This is a genomic window from Sphingorhabdus wooponensis (assembly GCF_003933235.1).
In the GTDB taxonomy this organism is placed as follows: Bacteria; Pseudomonadota; Alphaproteobacteria; order Sphingomonadales; family Sphingomonadaceae; genus Sphingorhabdus_B; species Sphingorhabdus_B wooponensis.
Genome location: NZ_RWJI01000001.1, coordinates 512,154 through 532,945, shown reverse-complemented (window position 1 = coordinate 532,945; position 20,792 = coordinate 512,154). Strand labels below are relative to the sequence as shown.

Annotated in this window: 19 protein-coding genes and 1 tRNA gene; 3 read left to right on the top strand and 17 right to left on the bottom strand. The window is 54.9% G+C overall.

From position 1 onward, the window contains the following. Positions 1-17: 17 nt before the first annotated feature. The 8 genes from D7D48_RS02785 to D7D48_RS02750 all read right to left on the bottom strand — a co-directional run bounded on the left by D7D48_RS02785 (position 18) and on the right by D7D48_RS02750 (position 7,953). Positions 18-1,220, bottom strand: a complete 1,203-nt coding sequence (locus D7D48_RS02785; protein ID WP_221738617.1) for a beta-barrel domain-containing protein — start codon at positions 1,218-1,220, stop codon at positions 18-20. Next, entirely contained in the window at positions 1,217-3,466 is a 2,250-nt protein-coding gene (locus tag D7D48_RS02780) for an ATP-binding cassette domain-containing protein (RefSeq protein WP_125229846.1), read from the bottom strand. The genes D7D48_RS02785 and D7D48_RS02780 overlap by 4 nt, the downstream gene beginning before the upstream one ends. After that, on the bottom strand, positions 3,460-4,758 hold the full coding sequence (locus D7D48_RS02775; RefSeq protein WP_148097084.1) for a TolC family protein: 1,299 nt from the start codon (positions 4,756-4,758) through the stop codon (positions 3,460-3,462). The genes D7D48_RS02780 and D7D48_RS02775 overlap by 7 nt, the downstream gene beginning before the upstream one ends. Positions 4,759-5,408: 650 nt before the next feature. After that, positions 5,409-6,038, bottom strand: coding sequence for a response regulator transcription factor (locus D7D48_RS02770; protein ID WP_125229844.1), 630 nt, complete (start codon positions 6,036-6,038; stop codon positions 5,409-5,411). Between the two features lie 276 nt (positions 6,039-6,314). Next, positions 6,315-6,391, bottom strand: a tRNA-Arg gene (locus D7D48_RS02765). A gap of 35 nt (positions 6,392-6,426) precedes the next feature. After that, positions 6,427-6,915, bottom strand: coding sequence for a DUF1178 family protein (locus tag D7D48_RS02760; protein WP_125229843.1), 489 nt, complete (start codon positions 6,913-6,915; stop codon positions 6,427-6,429). Further along, entirely contained in the window at positions 6,912-7,184 is a 273-nt protein-coding gene (gene grxC, locus D7D48_RS02755) for a glutaredoxin 3 (RefSeq protein ID WP_185739764.1), read from the bottom strand. Before grxC ends, D7D48_RS02760 begins: the two co-directional genes overlap by 4 nt. A gap of 31 nt (positions 7,185-7,215) precedes the next feature. Next, on the bottom strand, positions 7,216-7,953 hold the full coding sequence (locus D7D48_RS02750) for a ComF family protein (RefSeq protein WP_342769811.1): 738 nt from the start codon (positions 7,951-7,953) through the stop codon (positions 7,216-7,218). On the opposite strand from D7D48_RS02750, the gene D7D48_RS02745 reads away from it, so the two are divergent. Next, positions 7,880-8,887, top strand: coding sequence for a class I SAM-dependent methyltransferase (locus D7D48_RS02745; RefSeq protein ID WP_125229841.1), 1,008 nt, complete (start codon positions 7,880-7,882; stop codon positions 8,885-8,887). The genes D7D48_RS02750 and D7D48_RS02745 overlap by 74 nt on opposite strands. A gap of 12 nt (positions 8,888-8,899) precedes the next feature. Here the strand turns inward: D7D48_RS02745 and D7D48_RS02740 are convergent, their stop codons facing one another. The 5 genes from D7D48_RS02740 to D7D48_RS02720 all read right to left on the bottom strand — a co-directional run bounded on the left by D7D48_RS02740 (position 8,900) and on the right by D7D48_RS02720 (position 14,671). After that, the gene (locus D7D48_RS02740; protein ID WP_125229840.1) at positions 8,900-9,307 is read right to left on the bottom strand and encodes a (deoxy)nucleoside triphosphate pyrophosphohydrolase; all 408 of its coding nucleotides are present in this window, start codon (positions 9,305-9,307) and stop codon (positions 8,900-8,902) included. A 90-nt stretch (positions 9,308-9,397) separates the two neighbouring features. After that, positions 9,398-10,897, bottom strand: a complete 1,500-nt coding sequence (locus D7D48_RS02735) for a M48 family metalloprotease (protein ID WP_245964310.1) — start codon at positions 10,895-10,897, stop codon at positions 9,398-9,400. Positions 10,898-10,991: 94 nt separating this feature from the next. Continuing rightward, positions 10,992-11,936, bottom strand: coding sequence for an acetyl-CoA carboxylase carboxyltransferase subunit alpha (locus tag D7D48_RS02730; RefSeq protein WP_125229839.1), 945 nt, complete (start codon positions 11,934-11,936; stop codon positions 10,992-10,994). A 17-nt stretch (positions 11,937-11,953) separates the two neighbouring features. Further along, complete coding sequence (locus D7D48_RS02725) at positions 11,954-12,859, bottom strand: tyrosine recombinase (RefSeq protein ID WP_125229838.1); 906 nt, start codon at positions 12,857-12,859, stop codon at positions 11,954-11,956. Positions 12,860-12,889: 30 nt separating this feature from the next. Next, positions 12,890-14,671, bottom strand: coding sequence for a hypothetical protein (locus D7D48_RS02720; protein ID WP_125229837.1), 1,782 nt, complete (start codon positions 14,669-14,671; stop codon positions 12,890-12,892). 252 nt (positions 14,672-14,923) lie between these two features. Between D7D48_RS02720 and D7D48_RS02715 the strand changes: the two genes are divergently transcribed. Together D7D48_RS02715 and aroB are read left to right on the top strand one after the other, a co-directional pair. Beyond that, positions 14,924-15,487, top strand: a complete 564-nt coding sequence (locus D7D48_RS02715; protein ID WP_125229836.1) for a shikimate kinase — start codon at positions 14,924-14,926, stop codon at positions 15,485-15,487. Next, positions 15,484-16,584, top strand: a complete 1,101-nt coding sequence (gene aroB, locus D7D48_RS02710; RefSeq protein WP_125229835.1) for a 3-dehydroquinate synthase — start codon at positions 15,484-15,486, stop codon at positions 16,582-16,584. Before D7D48_RS02715 ends, aroB begins: the two co-directional genes overlap by 4 nt. Here aroB and D7D48_RS02705 read toward each other — a convergent pair. From D7D48_RS02705 to radA, 4 genes are read right to left on the bottom strand one after another with little or no spacing between them, the layout of a single operon-like run. Beyond that, positions 16,581-18,368, bottom strand: coding sequence for a monovalent cation:proton antiporter-2 (CPA2) family protein (locus D7D48_RS02705; protein WP_125229834.1), 1,788 nt, complete (start codon positions 18,366-18,368; stop codon positions 16,581-16,583). The two genes, aroB and D7D48_RS02705, sit on opposite strands and share 4 nt — an antisense overlap. Continuing rightward, positions 18,368-18,799 carry an iron-sulfur cluster assembly scaffold protein gene (locus D7D48_RS02700; RefSeq protein ID WP_125229833.1) on the bottom strand — a complete coding sequence of 144 codons (432 nt, stop codon included), beginning with the start codon at positions 18,797-18,799 and terminating at the stop codon, positions 18,368-18,370. The genes D7D48_RS02705 and D7D48_RS02700 overlap by 1 nt, the downstream gene beginning before the upstream one ends. After that, positions 18,799-19,323, bottom strand: coding sequence for a CvpA family protein (locus D7D48_RS02695; RefSeq protein ID WP_125229832.1), 525 nt, complete (start codon positions 19,321-19,323; stop codon positions 18,799-18,801). The genes D7D48_RS02700 and D7D48_RS02695 overlap by 1 nt, the downstream gene beginning before the upstream one ends. A 36-nt stretch (positions 19,324-19,359) precedes the next feature. Next, a complete protein-coding gene (gene radA / locus D7D48_RS02690) occupies positions 19,360-20,724 on the bottom strand; it encodes a DNA repair protein RadA (RefSeq protein ID WP_125229831.1) in 1,365 nt (454 codons plus the stop codon). Between the last annotated feature and the right edge of the window lie 68 nt (positions 20,725-20,792).

Sequence of the window (20,792 nt, the reverse complement as noted above, 5' to 3'; positions counted from 1 at the left end):
TTTCCTGATATTCAGTGTCAGCGTTCGCCAAGCGAGTTGGACAAGGTTTTGGTTATTGGCGTGGTAAGGTAGCTCAGGACGGTTCGGGTCCGGCTGCGGACTTCCACGGTCGCGGTCATGCCAGCGTTAATCTTAATTTTGCTCGCAGCGTTTAATTTTGGATCGAGGCGCACAAGAACGCGATAATAAACCGTCTCAGAGCCCTGCGGACCGGGCTCCGTCAGCGTGTCTGGGCTGATATAATCCACCCAGCCTTCAAGGCTTCCGTAGATGCCGGAGTCATATGCATCGAGCTTCACCATGGCCGGAAGACCAACTCGAAGCGACGACACATCGGTCGGCAAATATTTTGCCTCTACAATCAGATTTCCGGAAGTTGGGAGAATTTGCAGGATGGGCTCACCCTGACGTACGGCAGCACCCGGGGTAGTGACATCAATGGATTTGACCTGCCCATCAAGCGGCGCTCGCAGATCTGTCATCTGTAAAACAGCCGTCCGTTCGCGCAGCAATTCCTCTTGTGCGGCCAGATCCTCCTCCGCCTTTACCATTTCGGCTTGGGCATCCTGAAAAAAGCGATTGCGTAAGGTAACGATTTGACCGTCTAGTTCGGCACGTGTCCGCTTTAGACGAATAACTTCAGCCTGACCGACATCTCCGGATGCGAGCAATGGTTCTGAAATTGCCAGTTCTTGCGCTGCAAGATTCCGGTTTGTTTCCAACGCGCCAATGCCCTCGCGCAGGGCTTGGCGTCGACGCTGAAACAACTGCCTCTGGTTTTCTTTAAAAGCGGGCCAGGCATCAAGTTCAGGAGGAAATTTAAGGTCCTCACCATAAACCTCAGCACGCAATCTTGCGAGCGCAGCCTTCAGTGCGGCAACTTTATTCTGGCTATCATCATAGGCTGCCATGACCCGGCTTTGGTCCAACTGTGCAAGCAGCTGGCCCTTTTTCACCATTTGCCCTTCACGCACATACATTTGGGCCAACACACCATTATCAGTGGCCTCGATCATCTGCGTACGCTCCACCGCAATGACCTGGCCGCGTGCACGTACAAGCTGATCAATCTCTGCAAATCCAGCCCATAGGATGATCGCTGCAATCGCCACTAAGGATGACATTACGATAATGACCGCACGGGAGGGGTGACGCAGCGCCGCAAAGAGGCTTCCACCCTGCGCACGCGTCGATTTTGAATGATGTTCAATCATGTTCATGATGGTGCCTGCACAGAGGAGCGAAGATTTGATTTTGTGGTGACGATGCCGCTCTGCTGTTGCTGTGCTGCAGCGGCTCGTTGACGCAATGCGTCCAGAACCTTGTCCTTTGGACCATCCAGTGCGATGCCCTGAGGGGTTAAAACAACAAGCCGATCCACAAGATCAAGCAAGCGTGCTTTGTGTGTGACGAGAACGAGAGTCTGGCCCGTTCTGATCTGCTCCTTCAGCGCCATCAGACACCGTTCCTCAGTCCCTTCGTCCATCGAAGATGTCGGCTCATCCAGCAGCCACAATGAAGATTGGCACATTAGCAGACGCGTAAGCGCCACAAGCTGCTTTTGCCCACCAGATAGGCCCTCACCGCCTTCCGAAATACGAACATCCAATCCTTCCGGACGGCCGGCAATCTGTTCCGCCAATCCGGTGGCTTGGATGGCTGCCATCAAAAGATCTTCGGAGACATAAGGGAGGCCCAGCGTCAGATTTTGCCGCAGCGTGCCACTGATCAATCGTGTGGTTTGTGGCAAATATCCAATCAACTCTGACCGCCGGTCCGCAGCGATATGCTGTACATCCATGCCGTCTAGGCACACCACACCCTTTGATGCCTTTATGACGCCGGCAAAAAGCTTCAGCAGCGTGCTCTTACCCGATCCGACCGATCCGATAACGCCAACCCGTTCGCCCGGTTGAACGGTAAAGCCGTTCAACGCGAAGGGTGTTGTCTGCCCCCGCCAAGCAAATTCAACGTTGCGGACCTCAAGCTTACCTTGAACATGTGACGGCGACAGCGACTGAAGAATGCCATGATTGTCACGCTCAAGTTCAAACAGTTTCTCAAGGTGGTCGAGTGCAATTTTTGAATTACCCCACTGCACCAGCAGACCCGGCAAAGCTGCAACCGGACCGAGGACCCGACCTGATATGATCGAACAAGCGATAATCGCTCCTACTGTCATTGTTCGGCCATCGACAGCCAAATAGGCTCCTGTAGCGACCAGGAAAACATAGCTAAGCTGCTGCATAAGGCCTGAAAAATGTGCGGCATGGTCATTGAGCTGCTTAAGCTTCATTGATTCATTTGCACTTTCCCGCGATAGGGAGTTCCAACGCCCCTGCAGCAACCACCCTGCCCCCGCTGCCTTTACCGATTCTGCAGACTGAATCGTTTCGACAAGGACGCCTTGGCGCATGTTGGCGACCGACATTTCATTGGTCGCATGCTTGGCAATGGCGCGTCGCAAGGAAAGACCGCCAGCCGCAGCAATCACAAAGGCAATCGCTGGAACCATCGCCACCGCAAATCCACCAATCATCCAAATGACCATCAGAAAGAAAACGGCAAAAGGCAGGTCCGTTGCCAGGTAAATAATTCTGGCAAGGGCAAAGGCGCGTACAGTCTCAAAGCCACGCACCTGCGCCGCCAATGTCCCAAGACTTGCCGGCATTTGGTCCAAACGAACCGACAGCAGTCGTGCATAAACAGAAACCGAAGCGTCCACATCAATCGCATTGATGGCCCGATCCATAATGGACGAGCGCGCCAATTTGAGCCCCAGTTCGACCAAAATCGCAATGACAACGCCAACCGTTAAGACAATCAAAGTGGACAGACCGCCCTGCCCAATGACGCGATCATAGACTTGCATGGAATATAGAGAGGTCGCCAATAACAATATCGAGCTCAGCGTTGTCGCAACGGCGGCTAAAGGCACCCAAGCCCTATCCTTACGCAATATAGTCTCGAATAGCTCTTCGGCAGTTTGTGGCACTGCCTTTTTGCTGGCGGGTGACGCAGGCAAAAACAATGTTCCGACAGGCCACGCGCTATATTGCCGACGACCAACCTGCGTTTCTACCAACCATTCACCCGGACCGCCTGCTGCATAGACAAAGGCATAGCCATGATCCGGAATAAGAGCGACCGCCGGTAGCGCGATCAAAGCCAGCTCGGTCGTCCACTCCCCAGCCTCAATGTTCAACTTTTCAAACAGCTCTAGCAGTGCGACCTGATGAAAATCAGCCGCATCTTCCGACAGAAAATGCCGGGACAACATCACTGAATCGCGGCTCAATAGCCGATAGTCGGTCACACCGGCGGAGACGAGCTGCTGGCTTAGCCACATCAACCCTTCATGCGAAAAAGACGCATCGCGTGTCGCGGAAAGGATGACGGCTGTTGCACCAGCGTCCGCCCCGTCCATCATTGTAACTAAGCCGTCACTTCCAGAGGCATCTACCATCTTATCTGCCCCGTCTGAAGTTGCAGGCGATAGTCCGAAAGGAGATATTGAACTTCTGCATCCGCAAGGGCGCGTTCATTTTCTGTCACTTCGCGCACCACGTTCAAAACGTCGAGCCAACTGCGTTTCCCCGCCAAGAAAAGGCGGTTGTAAGAACCAAAAGTCTCTTCTTGGATCATGAGGTTTAACCGCAAGGATTCAACGAGCCGCAATGCTGCATCCCGCGTTTCCAAATCGGAGCGAACAGACGCCCGAATATCCTCCTGCGCCGCATCTAAAGAAAGTTGCGCACCCTCCGCCTGCGCCCGTGCAGCACCGACGCGTGACAGGGACGACAATCCGGAACCGAAACTATATTGCAGCCCGAACAAAACACGGCTGGCCGGAAAAGCAGATGTGTCATAACGACCATCGTCAATGCGTTGTTCAAACTTGCCATAGAGCGTTGGCTTGATGGCATTGAGGGCACGGCTACTGTCGATATTCGCTACTTCAACATCACCGCGCGCACGTTTTAGAACGGGGCTGTAGGCGAGGCTTTGTTCAACGGGGTCCTGCGCGACTGCGGGATCATTAGACAATGTTTGTGCAGGCATCCCGGGCAAGGAAATGTTTTGCATTGTCAAAGGCGCGCCAAGAAGTTCACTCAAACCAGCAAGGGCAGCATTCTGCCGCGCGGTGAGGCTGACTATGTTATTTTCCGACTGGCGTAAGCGGGTCAGTACTAGATTAAGGTCGACGGGCGCTGAAAGACCGGTGGTCACGCGGCGGCCGATCATTTCCTCCAATGCACTCAACCGAGTGACATCTTGACGGAACACATCGAGCGATCGGGATGTCGACAATAATTGACCAAATAATTCCAGCACCCGAGAGCTCAGCACATATTGCGCCTCTTCAACGCGTACATTCGCAAGGCTTGAACGAGACTTTGCCGCCTTCAGGTCAGATTCCAGCCGCCCAAAGCTGTAAATGGGTTGAGAAACAGAGGCGATGAATTGGCGATCTTTGCCACTCGTCTCCGCCTGTACTGCGGGGGCAGGGAAAAATTGCCAACGCGCCGCGGTCACATCATAACCTGCGGCTTTCGCTGCAGCAGATTGTGCGCGAATACGCGGATTTTGTGCCACCACTTCACTGATCAATCGCTGCAACGTCCATAAAGGCTGGGCGTCAGTCACGGGCACCTCAGTTGCTGCAGCCTCTGTTACCACTCCCTTTGTACCCGCCCAATCATCGGCGGCCTGCGCGGCTACAGCGGGGCCTGACGCGGCACTGAGTCCAAAAATCATCCCGCCAAGCAGCAGCGAAGCACGGCGCGCGTGGGACAATATACTGAACACAGCAAATGGGTAAAACCCAGAGTAACGCGACACACAAAGACTAAGCCCGGTCGGTGAAACTCTTATAGAAACTCGGACCAACTGAACCTCCAAAACCGGCCGAAATCAAAGCGATCAAAACGCATCGATTATTCCGCCGCTGTAATCAGCGTTCGGGTCACCGACACACGCGGCCAAAATATTTCATTTTCGCTCTCTCTTCCAAAATCTGGACTATGATTTTGGGTCCCAGCACGAGAGACAATGAAATAAAAAATCCTGCTTAGATCATCGTCTAAACCACAGATTGTCCATCGCCCCGATCAACATCAAAAACAATTAATCCATTGATAGGTTTACTAATTTTTCGGGGAATTAAACTTTCTAAAAGTTGCATTGATATATGCATTAAGATATATAACTAATCTTACGGGTTAGTTTTTTATCCATAAGCTTAGCCAAGTTGAGACAAGGCTTTGAGGCAAACATCTGTAAGGAAAGAATCTTAGCCAAACACGGCTTGGACGCTGGCTATTCCAGCACAGCACAAGACGCACATCGAACATCCATGCGATGATCGTCTTGCGCCATTCAGGCGGAAGTAAAACTAGGGTCAGGACCTAGGCTGCGAGCCTATTCTCGTTCGAAAAAATGCCAAATTGCAGAATCAGCTGGCTAATCGACGAGACGCTGAGCTTTTGCATCAGATTGCGGCGATGCACCTTCACGGTTGCTTCTGATACAGCCAGTTCATGGGCAATTTGTTTGGCGAGCTTGCCATTACACAGCGCAACAAAAATCTCCCGCTCACGCGGCGACAATGCGTTAACATGATTCAGCTTATGCATACGGCGCTGCAATTCGAGCTCACGCTGTCGCAAATCCTGCATAGCAACACTGATAGCGTCCAGCAGATCCTGTTCGCGCACGGGCTTAGTCAAGAAATCGACGGCTTTGGCTTTCATCGCTTTGACCGCCATTTCCACATCGCCATGACCAGTGATAAAAATGACTGGGACGACGCTTCCCATCTCAGCCAGCCTTCGCTGAATTTCTAGACCGCCAATGCCGCGCAGTCGCACATCAAGGACGATACATCCGGAAAGCCCGCCTTGCGCAGCGCGTAAAAATGCCTCTCCGTCATCGAATAATTCCACGTCATAGCCTACCGAGCGCAGCATTATCGCCAATGAAGAGCGAAGCGCCAGGTCATTATCAACAACATAAATCTTTCGGTTTAGGTCGAGCATTTCTCTCCATATCCTGTTTGCAATCTTTTACATACCAAGGCGTTTATCAGGGACCAAATGCATTTTTCACCGATAGTTAAAATATTACATGGTTTTACAAAATCTTGCTGACATGTTGGGCACTTAAAAGGATACGAAAATGGCTTTCGCGGTGCATCAATATCAGTGCAGAACGGGCGGGTGGATCGAAGGATCGCTACGCAGACATATTTGTTCGTTAGGCACTCGTTCGCACCGAATCTGTCCGAATAATTGCAGGTAAGCACCCAGAATATTTGGTGCACCCAACTGGATTCGAACCAGTGGCCCCCAGATTAGGAATCTGATGCTCTATCCTGCTGAGCTATGGGTGCAGCAGACACGGCCATAGCTGGGCGCAATCGGACGGTCAATTTTTTGCCGAGGGCGGAACAACGGGAAAGAGTAAAGGCGCAATGCCAATGCCTTCTTCGACCAACGCCTTTGCCTCATCACTACTGGTCTCGCCGTGAATGAGGCGATCGGGTTCTTCGCCATAATGGATAGCCCGCGCAGTTTCGGCAAAATTGCCCCCCACCCATTGCGACTTATCCAGCAGTTCAGATTGCGCGCGGGCCAATTTTTGCACGAGCTCCGCCACAGCGGGAGGCAAAGCTTCGGGAGCCGGCGCATCTGCTTTCGTTTCGGTTGCGGCGGGCGCGACTGAAGGTAAAGCTACTGCCCCTTGGTTACCCTTGCGCGGTACATTGGGCACCGACAGCGCCTTTTGAATTTTGCCATCATTACATGTTGGGCAAGCGAGCAGACCGTTGGATTTTTGCGTATCAAAATCAGCAGAGGACGCGAACCAGCCTTCGAACTGGTGTCCGTTGCTGCAATTCAGGTCAAATGTGATCATTGCGCGCCGCCAACTCCCAACATGCTATCCAGCTTTCCCTGATTGTCGAGCGCGCGCAAATCATCGGACCCACCAATAGCAATATCATTGATGAATATTTGCGGCACAGTTTGGGCGCCCGGCGCACGTGCGACCATCTCAGCGCGCTTTGCCGCGTCCATGGTTACATCATATTCACTATATGTGACGCCTTTGCTGTCCAAAAGATGCTTGGCCCGCACACAATAAGGGCAGGCGAATTTGGTGTAGATTTCAACATTTGCGATCATAGAACTGAAATGGTGTTCCCACTCCTGCAAGTCAAGCGTCGAACGAAGTCGCAATGTCCGCTTGCCCCCCGCCGCCACGCAAAGCCCGCGCCCAACAGAATATCTGCACCCATTTTGCACCGTCACGTTTCAGCACCGCAACACAACCGTCGCTGGTTGCACCCGTGGTCAAGACATCGTCGATCAGGATGATTTTTCGCCCTTTCAATGTCCCCTTATATTTTGGATGAACTGCAAAGGCGCTGGCCACGGCTTTGCGCCGTCTTTTGGGGTCCAAACCGCGCAAACTCGGCGTGCGCTTATGCCGGACCAATATATCGGGCACAAAGGCGATTCCGGTTAAGTCTGCGAGCTGCTTTCCGATTAACCCCGACTGATTAAAGCTGCGCGACCAGATCCTTGTCCAATGCAGCGGCACGGGCGTGATGATCAGTTGGTCCTTCTCCTCCGGCACATGGCGCAACAATTGGTGCGCAATGACACGCGCCAAGCCAATTTTGCCGCCATATTTCAGCCGAAGCGCCACCTGCGCCGATAGGTCATCATATTTTACGGCGGCGCGGATGCCGTCATGTCGGGGCGGGTTTGCTATACAGGCGGCACAATAAGCATCCGCACCGCGGTCAAATTCAAAGGGCGCGGCGCACCCCCGACACCAAGGCGGCCCCAGAAATTCCAATTTTTGCCAGCACTCCATGCAAAAAGGCCCGCCCGCTGCGGTAATGATACCGCAACAGGGGCAGCGTTCGGGCAAAACCCAATTCAACATGCTGTGGAAAATGTGGCTGCCTTTTGCCATATCACACTTGTCGGACAAAGATTGGGTCTGCACAAGGGCGCAAATGAGCAATGATTTGAATCCACCGGAGATTTTTGACCGTCGCCGCCGTCATGCCTTGCGTGCGCGGGCCGCTAGGCGTTCGGGGGATGATTTCCTATGGCACCATATCGCGCAAGATATAGCCGAGCGACTATCCGCGGTGACGCGCACGTTTGAACATGCCCTGATCATCGGGCCCATTGGACGATGGTACGCGGAAATCTTGCCGCCAAATGTCCCCTGCACGCTTGCACCATTGGTCAATATACCACCGTCGGACGATGCGCCTATTGCATTGGAAGAAGACCGCCTGCCCTTCACGCCCGGCAGCTTTGATCTCGTGATTTCGGCAGGAACGCTGGATAGCGTCAATGATTTACCTGGCGCGCTTATTCAAATCCGGCGCCTGTTGCGGCCCGATGGGCTGTTTCTTGGTCATATGTTTGGGGCTGGCACCTTAAGCGCGCTCAAGGCAATGTTGCTAGAGGCGGATGCCAATCGGGTGACACCGCATATCCATCCACAGATTGACCTGCGCAGCGCCGCAGACCTTATCGTGCGTGCTGGCTTCACTTTGCCTGTAGCGGATCAAGACATCACTGCCGTGCGTTATGGGAACTGGCGCTCCATCGTGTCAGACATAAGGGACGCTGGCATTGGCAATGCACTTGCAGGACAGCGCAACTATCTCGGAAAAGACATGCCCGCGCGCCTCGATCAAGCCTTTGCTGCCCGCACAGACGCCCAGGGCAAGGTTACCGAGGGCTTCACGCATATCTTTTTAAGCGGATGGTCACCGTCCGAAAACCAACCACGACCTGCCAAAAGGGGAAGCGGTCAGGTGTCGCTCGCGGACATATTGTCAAAGGACCAAGCTGGCTAGGGTTTGGACCACTTAAATGCCCTGCAGCTTGCGGACCAAAGGATAATCGGCGGGCGGCATCGGTAAATCCGCCATGTCTTGCGGCAAAGTCCATTGAATGTCGGACGCATAGATTGCGCTGGGCGTGCCCAACCATGTGGTGCAACGATAGAGTAAAAGCACCAGATTTCGGTCGCCCAATGGTTCGCTGGCAAAGGTTTCGGGTACCAAATCCTGCGCGGTGACGATTATCCCAAGTTCCTCTGCAAGCTCACGCACCAAAGCGGCTTCTGGCGATTCACCAACATCCACTTTACCGCCCGGAAATTCCCATAAGCCCTCCATTTGAGCACCCATAGGACGCTTTTGCAGGAGGATTTCTCCTTTGCCATTGGTCAAGGCGGCAGCAACCACGAACAATATACTCGGACTATTTTCCATATTCTCATCACAACGCACAATTTTGTAAGGCTGTGTGGGATTTCGACGCGCCTCGCAACCAAGGAATGTGGTGCAACACCCCTTTTACGTTCAATAAGAAACGATCTTCAGCTTCTGCCCAGCGCGAATGGTGGCACTGGGTGACAGTCCGTTCAGTGCCCGAAAGCGTTCGGTTTGCAGCGATGTATATGCCATGCGCGCCGCAAGCGACGCGACATTATCTTGTGCCCCCGCGGTGATAACGCGCAACTTACGCGGCTTTACGGCGGCGGCTTGCGCGGCGTTCAGGCGCGACATGCTGTAAAACATGCGGTCAAATGGTTTGGCGTTGCTCGCCGCTATCGTCACAAAATGATAGGCAGTTCCCGGTGCCCATTCATACGCGAACACTGAAACAACACGCTGCCCCTGCTGGGTATTGACCACCGCATCGGTGTAAAAAGCAGGGATATCATTCACCGTTGTGCGCCGGATCTCTCCCGCTGGAATGGTTGCCTTGTCGCCCGACACCGCCTTTAAGGCTTTCGCGATGTAGGTGCTACGATTGCCATCAAATGCGCCGCCCGTGAATATGGCTTTCCCGCTATTGCCATTAATCGCGACGGAATCGCTGCTGTTTTGCATGCCAAAGCCAGTGGGCACGGTGAATTGCATCTTCAGTTCTGGGTGCAGAAAATTGTGCCCTTCGACCACCCCTTGCGCAGGGTCATCACCATATAGCATGCCGTCAATGGCCGCCAAATGCGCGTCCGCATTGCGCACGCTACTGGCGGGATATACTTTCGACCGCGTCGCTGCACGCGAAACGCGCCTTGCCGGGTCAGGATGGGTGCTGGCCCATTCCGGAACCCGATTATCACCCAATCCAGCTACCTGCATGTCCAGGCTGGTCTGTAACGCCAAGGAATTGAGCATCGATGCCAACGCGCTTGGGTCATATCCGGCTTTGCTGAGATAGCGGATGCCGTAATCATCGGCTTCCTCCTCTTGCGTACGCGAATATTTGAGCGTGAAGACTTGCGCCAACGGACCTGCATATTGCTGTAATCCACCGCCTAGCGCGCCCAATAAGCCGCCCGAATTACCGAGCACCGCCCCTAATATACTGCCCCCCATCCCCAGTATGCCCGCCAGCGTTGCATTATTTTTGCGCTTTTCACTATGCCGCGCTGCGGTGTGCCCGACCTCATGCCCCAGAACGCCCGCCATTTCGGCTTCATTATTGGTCAAAGCAACCAATTGGCGGGTGATGTAGATATAGCCACCGGGCAGTGCGAATGCGTTGTTCACCGAGGAATTGAGCAATGTGACGTTAAAGTCGCTTTGCGCGTTTCCAAGGCCCGACTGCATGGCAATATTCTTACCGACGCGCACAACATAGGCCGTCTGCGGACTTTGCATCGGTCCGCCAAATTCTTTCAGAATTTCTGTGTGATATTTGGCGCCCTCATTCTTTTCTTGGGCGGTGAATGGTTTGGGAACCGCTGGGCCTGTGGTTCGCGACTGCGCGTCGGCGGGCTCATGGCCGCCGATGATACCCAGTCCGAAAACTGCCGCACTGGTAAAAAGACACATTTTCGAAAAACGCATCAATACCCTCCCTCAATACGAGCAACGCAGCTTGCGACACGCCCGTTCAATGCCTCACACAATAACGGCCATAAGGGGGTTTATACTTGAAGGTTCAGGCCCCCATGGACAAGAATTTTGCGCGGCGCTGTTGCAATAATTCTTTCGATGAGAAACCAGACAGCGCGTCCAACTCCTCATCTATCGCGGTTGCAAGCGCAGCGGCGGCCACAGCATGATCGCGATGCGCACCGCCGACAGGTTCCGGCACAATACGGTCAATGATCCGAAGCGTTTTCAAATCATCCGCCGTCATCTTCATCGCTTGCGCGGCGTCCGCAGCCTTGTCTCCGGTGCGCCACAAAATCGAGGCGCAGCCTTCGGGCGAAATGACCGAGTAGACGGCATATTGAAACATCAATATCCGGTCGGCGGCCGCCAGTGCCACAGCGCCACCCGAACCGCCCTCGCCCACGATGCAGGCAATCATTGGCACACCCAACTCTAGGCATTTCTCGGTAGAGCGGGCAATCGCCTCTGCCTGCCCGCGTTCTTCGGCCTGAATGCCTGGAAATGCGCCCGACGTATCGACTAAGCTTACCACCGGAATACCGAACCGATCGGCGAGTTCCATCAGGCGAATGGCTTTGCGATACCCCTCGGGCTTACCCATGCCGAAATTATGGCGCAGGCGGCTTTGCGTATCATCGCCCTTTTCATGCCCGATGACCATCACGCGGCGGCCATTTAGGCGACCAAGACCGCCAATGATTGCTTGATCATCGCCAAAGGCACGATCCCCCGCCAAGGGCATGAAGTCTTCAACCATCGCTTCGATATAATGTTTGAAATGGGGGCGTTCCGGGTGCCGCGCGACCTGCGTTTTTTGCCATGCCGTGAGATTGGCATAGGTATCCTTCAGCTGCTTGTCCGCCTTGGCCCGCAATTTGGCGATTTCGGCGCCCGCATCAACATCGCTCTCACGCGCAGCATCTTGCAATTCAAGGATGCGCGCTTCGAGAGCGGCAACCGGCTTTTCAAAATCGAGATATACCATCATGCCAGCGGGTTAGAGCCTCATGTGCGACGGGTCAATGTGCGCGTTGCCAATGGGTGCCGCCGATTGACCAGTTCGACGAGCTTGCTGCTGTCGACATGTGTGTAAATCTGGGTCGTCGCGATGTCCGCATGTCCCAGCATGGACTGCAACGCCCGCAGATTCGCGCCGCCCGCCAAAAGATGCGTGGCAAAGGCATGCCGCAGGACATGGGGGCTGACCTTTGCTGGGTCTAGCCCCGCAGACGCTGCAAGGTCCTTAATGATCTGGAACAAGCGAATACGGCTGATATGCCCCCCGCGCGAGGGAAACAGAAAGCGGGACTTTTCCGGAACAAAGTCCAACCACTCATGCACCGCTTGGCGCGCACGGTTGGAAATGGGAATTAATCGTTCCTTGTCGCCCTTGCCTTTTACGATGATGAACGGTCTATCCGACACAACCGCATTTCGCGGCAGGCCGACCAATTCGGTGGCACGCAGTCCCGAACCATATAGCAGCTCAATCAGCGCCGACAGCCGATAATCATTCGCCATGGGATGCGCCTGCGCAAGCTTTGCGGCAATCACCCCAAATAAAGTGTCGACTTCTTCTATGTCCAAAATTTTGGGCAAGGGCCGCATTTGCGATGGCTTTGGCAAAGCTGCCGACGGGTTGTCCGCGCGAAAGCCCTCCTCATGCAGAAAGGCGAAGAAACGCCGTAATGCAGATGCCTTGCGTGCAACGGAGCTGTTGGCCAGATCGCGCCATTGACGCGCCAATTCCGCTAGCCCGTCAGGCCCCGCTGCTGCCAGTTGACCATGTAATAGACCCGATGCGGACATCAAGTCGCTTTGATAGGCCATAAGCGTATTCTTGGCGACACCTTGCTCTGCCGCCAACATTTCCAGAAAACGTGCAATCAGATCACGATCGGGTAAGCGCATTACTGGCTGACGATCGTTATTGCCATGTCGTTAGGCAAAAGTGACTGCTTCAGCGGCAATCATCCGGGCTTCAGCCTCCAAACCGACCTGTCGCAAGGAACGGACGATATAGTAAAGATGATTGGCGGGCACAGCCGACCAAGAAGGCGCCTGCAGCGCCGCAACCGCCATCAACGCAACCGTTCCCTGCTCGCCACGTTTGGCAGCGGCGGTAATCGCTTTTGACCATGCGGTTTGACGGGAAATATTGACTTTAAGGTCGCTTGCAAATTCCGTGCGCGCATCGGTTTCAATACGGCTAAGCCCCGACAGGCCGGCGAGCAAAAGCCGCGATTTATGTCCGTCAGTGCTGTCATCATTGCCAAAAAATTCGTCTAGGCTACTATAATCAGCCGCCGTTACCCGCCCCGGCGCCGCCAATGTCACCAGCGCCCAACCCAGCGATCCATCCGCTACAATGTCCACCCAACGCGCCGCAGATCGGTCAAGACCAGCCGTCAGCATGGAGGCAATCAGCCGGTCCGCCTCGGCCTGATGATCCGCATTGGGGGTGATGAGCGCCGCCGCACGCGCCGTCATCACTAATGAAGCATGATAGTCCGCGCCTGCGGCCGCTGTGGTCCATAAGGACGTCATCGCCGCAACTTTGGCCTCTGCATCTGAAGCGGTGTAAGCATTGCCAAGGCTTTCCGCCTGTGACCGCGCTGCGTCAGGCGCATCCGGATCATCCAGAACCTGTGCATAGAGGTCCACCATATTCCGGTTCGACAATATACCAAGCGCCGCAGCGTTGGATGCATATTTGACCCGGATTGTTGGCGTAAACATCGGTAACTGCACCCGCCAACCGTCAATCTGACGTCCCGTATCTGCAAACAGGCTTTCCGGCGGTTCAAGGCCTACAGCAGCGGAAAGGCCGAAGCGCCAAGGGTTCATACCCTCAACATTTTCCCATTCGATTTTCACTGAACGCCGCCCGTTCATGCCGGCACCAACCGCTTTTTCCGCCAAGAGATAATCGACGCCGCGCACCCAGCCTTGATAGCGGCCCTGATTGATAAATGCGGTCGCGCTGCCTTGTTCACCCGCCAAAGATGCACAAATGGCGCGCGTCATTTTCCAGCGGCCATTGTTCACAAGGCGCACACCGCTTTCGGTGATTGGGCACATGCCCGCTAAATCGCCATTGGCCAAATAGGCCTGCATCGCGACTTCATGGAGCCGTTTTGTGTAATCTGCGCTATCCACTTTCTGCACGAGATTGCGCGCCACAACCGAATCGCCCATCCGCAACAACAACCATGCACGATCCGCTGTCCAATCCGCGCCATTAACACCCGCAGGCGTGTTCGTGCGGCTGGCGAGTAAACGCCGCGCCATGATCGTACCCCAGCGCGAAGCAATCGGCCCCGATGTGCGCTTAAGCATCTGGCTTAAAAATGCTCCATCTACCCTACCAAAAGCGTCCGCTGGAAAACCGCCCGACGCTTCCGGCAATATCCCGATTGCGCCCAAAGATTGCCGTGCGGCAGGCGGGACATCAAAACGGATAACCAATTCGGGATCTTCTTCCTCTTCCCCCTCTTCAGTCGCTTCTGCATCTTCGCGCACAGCGGAAGCGGTCGAGGCGCTGGCATTATTTGGCGATACGGGCGCAGTTCTGCCCGCTGCAGGCGTTTGTGCGGGTGCAGGATCACCAAAGCCTTCAGGCAGCAGGGATTCAGGCCCCTGCTGCCCAAGCGCAGGCAAGGAAAATACCAAGACCAGAGCGCTGGCGACCAAAAGGCCGCTTTTTGAAATCTTGTTAGTCAATGATGCGAACCTGTTTCCATATCTGCGAACAGCAATGTCATATGTTCCATTACCATCCGTTGCCATTGCCGCAACCCTCAGCAGAGAATAGCAAGTCTATGCCCCTTGCTGCAACCGATAGAAGCCGCAAAAATGCTATTTCACGTAACTATCACGCCTAGCTTTGTGTATTCTTCTGTATTTACAACAAAAATCAACAAAGTGGCAAACTGCTTTCGGCTGACGCCAAGGCGATATATAGGCCATGTCGTCATGGTTGATCATCACGAACCTAAAAAGCGAAAATCCAGCAGGCACGCTGCATTGGTCATTGACCGTCCGGTGGTGCTTGTGGGCATGATGGGCGTTGGAAAAACCAGCATCGGAAAACGGCTTGCCGTCCGTTTGGGCATATCCTTTGTCGATGCCGATGACGAAATTGAAAAAGCTGCAGGCCTCTCCATTACGGAAATATTCGCAAAATATGGCGAAGACTATTTTCGCGATGGTGAACGCCGCGTGATTGCCCGCCTGATCGAAGGCGCACCAAAGGTTATTGCCACGGGCGGTGGCGCTTTCGTCAATGACGAAACGCGCGCGCTCATCTTGGAACGCGCAACGTCGATATGGCTTGATGCCGATGTGCAGGTACTGGCCGAGCGTGTCTCGCGGCGCGACCACCGCCCATTGTTAAAAGACAAGGACCCAGTCAAGGTGCTGACCGACCTTGGCAAGATACGTAACCCCATTTATGCCGCTGCCAATCTCCATATTCGCAGCGACACCTCGCCGCATGTGCGGACCGTTGAAAATATCTTGAAGGCCCTCGCCGCATGACCGTGATATCCGTTGACCTGTCCAATAGACCTTATGACATTCATGTCCGCGCCGGGTTGCTGGCCGATATTGGCTCTGTTTTGGCGCCTTATGCCCGCGACAGCCGCTTGCTGGTCATCACTGACGAAAATGTTGCGCAAGCCGTTCTGCCAAAGTTTGAAGCGGCATTGCGCAGCGCGGGCCTATCATCCGCGCAATTCATCCTGCCCGCTGGCGAAACGGGGAAAAGCTGGGCGCAGTTGGAGCAGTTGACGGATTGGTTGCTGGAACAACATGTCGAACGCAGCGACCATATCATTGCCCTTGGCGGTGGCGTAGTGGGGGATATTACTGGCTTTGCCGCGCATATCATCAAACGCGGCTGCGCATTTGTGCAGATACCGACGACCTTGCTTGCCCAAGTCGACAGCAGCGTTGGCGGTAAGACCGCCATCAATAGCGCAGCAGGCAAAAATCTGGTTGGGGCGTTTCATCAACCTTCCTTAGTCCTCATCGACCCAGAATTACTGTCTACCCTGCCCACCCGCCAACTCGCAGCGGGATTTGCCGAAGTGGTGAAATATGGCCTCATCGACGACGCACCGTTTTTTGATTTTTGCGCGGACAATCTCGACAGCTTTTTTGCAGGATCCCCGGATATCCGTGCCCAAGCTATCATCCGGTCCGTACAGTCCAAGGCACGGATCGTCGCCGCCGACGAAACCGAACGCACAGGCACACGGGCGCTGCTGAACTTGGGCCACACATTTGGCCATGCCTTGGAAGCCGACACCGGTTTTTCCGACCGGCTTTTTCATGGCGAAGCAGTCGCCGCTGGCATGGCCTTAGCGTTTCGCTATTCGGTACGGATGGGTTTTTGCCCTGCGGAGGATGCGGAGCGGGTTACGGAGCTCTTAAAGCAGGCAGGCCTACCCACATCATTATCCGAAGCCGGTGTTAGCGCCGAAGGTGCGGCATTGGTCGACTATATGCGGCATGACAAGAAAATGAGCGCGGGCACGCTACCCTTCTTGCTCGCGCGCGGTATCGGGCAGACGTTTTTGTCGAATGATGTCGCACTGGACGACGTCGCCGCGTTCCTTGATAGCGAAGTTTAGTCGTCAGCGATCAGGAAATCATCGGATTCATCACCGCCGAAGCTGTGCCGGGTTCCGGCATGCATATCACCGCTGGTGAACTGCGCTTTCAGGCGACTACGGTCACGACGTCGGAATTCGGCAATGATGTCTTGAATTTTTTCACGGTCAGTGCCGAAATATTTTAACGCGTCTGCGGACATGCGGATCGAGGATTCAAACACCTCGCGCATGATGCTGATGCCGTCATCTTCCATCAGCAATAATGCCTGCTCCCGACCATAAGCCCGCACGAACAATTTTGTCCGTGGAAATGTCTCCCGCACGGGCATCAAGGACTCTGCGGTCATGTACCGGTCGTCGATGCAGAAAAATATCGCCTGCGCCTCTTCACCTCCTGCCCGCTGCAGCAAGTCGACGCGCGTGCCATCGCCATAGAAAACTTTGAAACCAAAATCACCGCTGCGGTCGATGGTCTGCGGGTTAATATCAATCAATGTCACCGAACGTCCCGCCGCTTGCATGATTTGTGATACCTGCTGTCCAAAACGACCATGCCCTACGATGATGACATTGGCCTGCGACGCCAACTCGGGGTCATCCAACTGGACATCGCCCGCGACCTTGCGCGCCGCAAGCTTGCCTGCAACGATCATCAAGAACGGCGTGGTTGCCATCGACAGCGTCACGACTGCGCCGAAAAGGCTCGCTGCTTCCGGCTCGATCAACAAAGCGTTCTGCGCCGCCGCAAATAATACGAACGCGAACTCGCCACCTTGGCTCAAAAGCATCGCCATGATGATTGATGGCTTGTTCTGGAGACCAAAAAACCTGCCAAGCGCGAAGATGACGACAATCTTTATCGCGACCAAAGCCAGCGCAAGTCCCGCGACGAAAAAGGGCTGCGACAAGATGACATCAACATCAAGCAACATGCCAACTGCCAAGAAGAACAGACCCAGTAAGATCGAACGAAACGGATCAATATCCGCCTCTAACTCATGCCGGTAAGGCGATTCCGCCAACATGACGCCTGCGACAAATGCGCCAAGTGCTGGCGACACGCCAATCGCCTGCATCACCGCGGCGCTGACACACACAGTGAAAAGGCCCGTGACGATAAACAATTCGCGCTCCGAAATTTTGCCGACCAACCGAAGCAAAGGCGACAGCAAATAGCGTCCGGCCAGCACCAATCCGACAATCGCCAGCACCGCGTAAAATACGAGAGACCATCCCTCAATCGCACCCTCTTCCGCGGGCGCGCGCGACAAGGCGGCAACGATAGTGAGCAAGGGGACAATCGAAATGTCCTGAAACAATAAAATGGAGAAGCTTTTTTCACCATAATCGGTCTTCATACGGCCGCGCGATTGCAATAATGGCAACACCTGCGCGGTGGACGACAAGGCCAGTGGCAACCCCAGAACTAAGGCGGCTTGCCAGCTAAAGCTGGGCATCGCAAAATGGATGACAACAAACATACCAAGGCCGCATAATATCACCTGCAGCGGTCCAAAAAGCAGGATGTCGCGTCGCAACAGCCACAGCCTGCTCGGCGATAGCTCAAGCCCGACGAGAAACAGCAGCAAGATGATACCGATTTCGGAATAGGCCAATATCGTCTCAGGCGAGTCAATTAACGCAAGGCCATCCGGCCCAATGGCAATGCCCGCGACCAGATAGCCAAGCACCGCGCCAAGCCCCAAACGCCGGAAAATCAAAACCGCCAACAGCGCCGCACCGAGCAGCACCACCCCGCCCAACATCACATCAGCGACGAGGTGATGTGGCGCAGTTTCCATCAGACTTTCTCTTTGGTTTGCGCGGCGGCCGCGAGGATTGCGTCAAATGGCAATAAAATCGCGGCATGGCGCGACGGATAATCCGTTGCCGCCGCAAGCAAAGCGAGTTCCGGCCAGCAGCTTGGCATATCGCCAGCTTGCTGTAACGCCTGCGCCACGCCTTCGCGCAATCTGGCGATTTCGGTTATTGCGGTTCCGACGGCGTTTTGCGTCAAAATCGCTGCCGATGCTTGCCCAAGCGCGCAGGCATTCGCGCGCAGGGCAAGGTCGCATAATATTCCTTCGGCGTCGGTCACAACATCCGCTTGAATACGGCTGCCGCATAAGGGCGAACGCACTTCGGCGGTGCCGTCGGGGTCTGCAAGGCGATGCCCCGCGACCAGAGATGTTGCCAGCCTTAAGAAATCCCGATTGTAGAGCGCCGAGTCCATCAGTTCGCGGTTTCGGCGTCACTATCGCCGGCGAGGCGTTGTTCACGCACAAATTCGGACATGGCGTCACCGCTGGCGTTGAGTAACGGATATGTACGCGAACTGGTCATCCACTCGGGCCGCCCTTCATCCGCATCATATACCACATCATATCCCATCACGAAGAGCAGGAAGATGAGCGTTGCGATTATCAGTCCCTTAAGCATACCGAAGCCAAAACCAAGAACGCGGTCAATCGGACCAAGCAATGACTTACGCGATTTGGCACCAATCGATTTCGCGATCCATTTGCCTATAGCAAAAATGACGATGACAAGCGCCAAAAAGGCGAGCACGGCCGCGCCGGAGTCCGAACCCACGGCCTCCGCCAATGCCGCCGTCGCGGGTGTATGGAACATACGAACGGCAAAGATGATCAGCACCCAGGCGATCATCGACAACGCCTCTTGCACAAAGCCGCGTAAGAAACCGAATGCGGCCCCGCTGCCCAACAAGAACAGGACAATGATATCAAGTGCTGTCATCTGATCCTATTGCCTTTAAAACCGTTCGAAGCAGATTTAGGAGCGTCCCAGCATATGGTCAACGAGATTGGCAAGCGTGCGGAACTCTTGCGTGGAAATACCGGCCTGCCCCTTTACCGACGGCGGCACTAATGCGCGGCTAAAGCCAAGCTTTGCCGATTCCTTCAATCGCAACGCACCATGGGCAACGGGGCGGATTTCGCCAGACAAAGCCACTTCGCCAAAGAGCACTGCATCGGATGGCAATGGCCGCTCCGCCAAAGCCGAAACCAACGCCGCTGCCACCGCAAGATCAGCAGCAGGGTCGGAAATGCGATAGCCACCTGCGATGTTGAGATAGACCTCAGCGGTTGAAAAACTAAGGCCGCATCGCGCTTCCAACACCGCCAATATCATCGCAAGGCGACCACTGTCCCAGCCGACGACAGCGCGGCGCGGTGTCGCCCCGCTCGAAAGCCGCACGGTCAGTGCCTGAATTTCTACGAGGACAGGCCGTGTCCCCTCCAACGCCGGGAACACCGTTGCGCCTGTGACCTGCTCGGCGCGGTCGGTCAGGAACAAGGCGCTTGGATTGCCAACCTCCGTCAGTCCTTCTTCAACCATTGCAAAAACGCCAATTTCGTCAGTCCCGCCAAAGCGGTTTTTGGACGCACGCAAAATGCGATATTGATGGCTGCGTTCGCCTTCAAACGACAATACAGTGTCGACCATATGTTCCAGCACGCGGGGCCCGGCGATCGTCCCGTCCTTGGTAACATGGCCGACGAGCATGAGCGCTGTGCCGCGTTCCTTGGCAAAGCGGATAAGCTCCTGCGCCGAGGCGCGGACTTGGCTGACCGTGCCCGGCGCGCCTTCGATAAGGTCGCTGTGCATGGTCTGGATGGAATCGATGACCAATAAAGCGGGCGGCGCGCCTTGGGCCATCGTCGTCAATATGTCGCGCACCGAAGTCGCGGCGGCAAGCTGCACCGGCGCATCGCCAAGGCCAAGCCGACGGGCCCGCAAGCGCACTTGGTCGACCGCTTCTTCGCCCGAAATATACGCAACGGCCAAGCCCCGCCGCGCAAGATTTGCGGCGGCTTGTAACAATAATGTCGATTTACCAATACCCGGATCACCGCCGAGCAAGGTTGCTGAACCCGGCACAAGCCCGCCCCCCAATGCGCGGTCAAATTCCGATATGCCGGTCGAGGCACGTTCGGGAAGTTTGATGTCCGTGTTCAATCCGGACAATTCAACCGCACGGCCACCCGAATGCAAATGATGCTTCAGCTCAAAAACAGTTGCCTTGGCCTCTTCCGCCAAAGTGTTCCATTCGCCGCAATCGTCGCACTGCCCCTGCCAGCGGTTGGATTCAGACCCACATGCCTGACACACATATTTGCGTTTTGCCTTTGCCATGGCCGATATGTATCAGAACAAATCAAGAACTCAATAATTAATGCAAAAGTATCAACACTTGCGTGTGA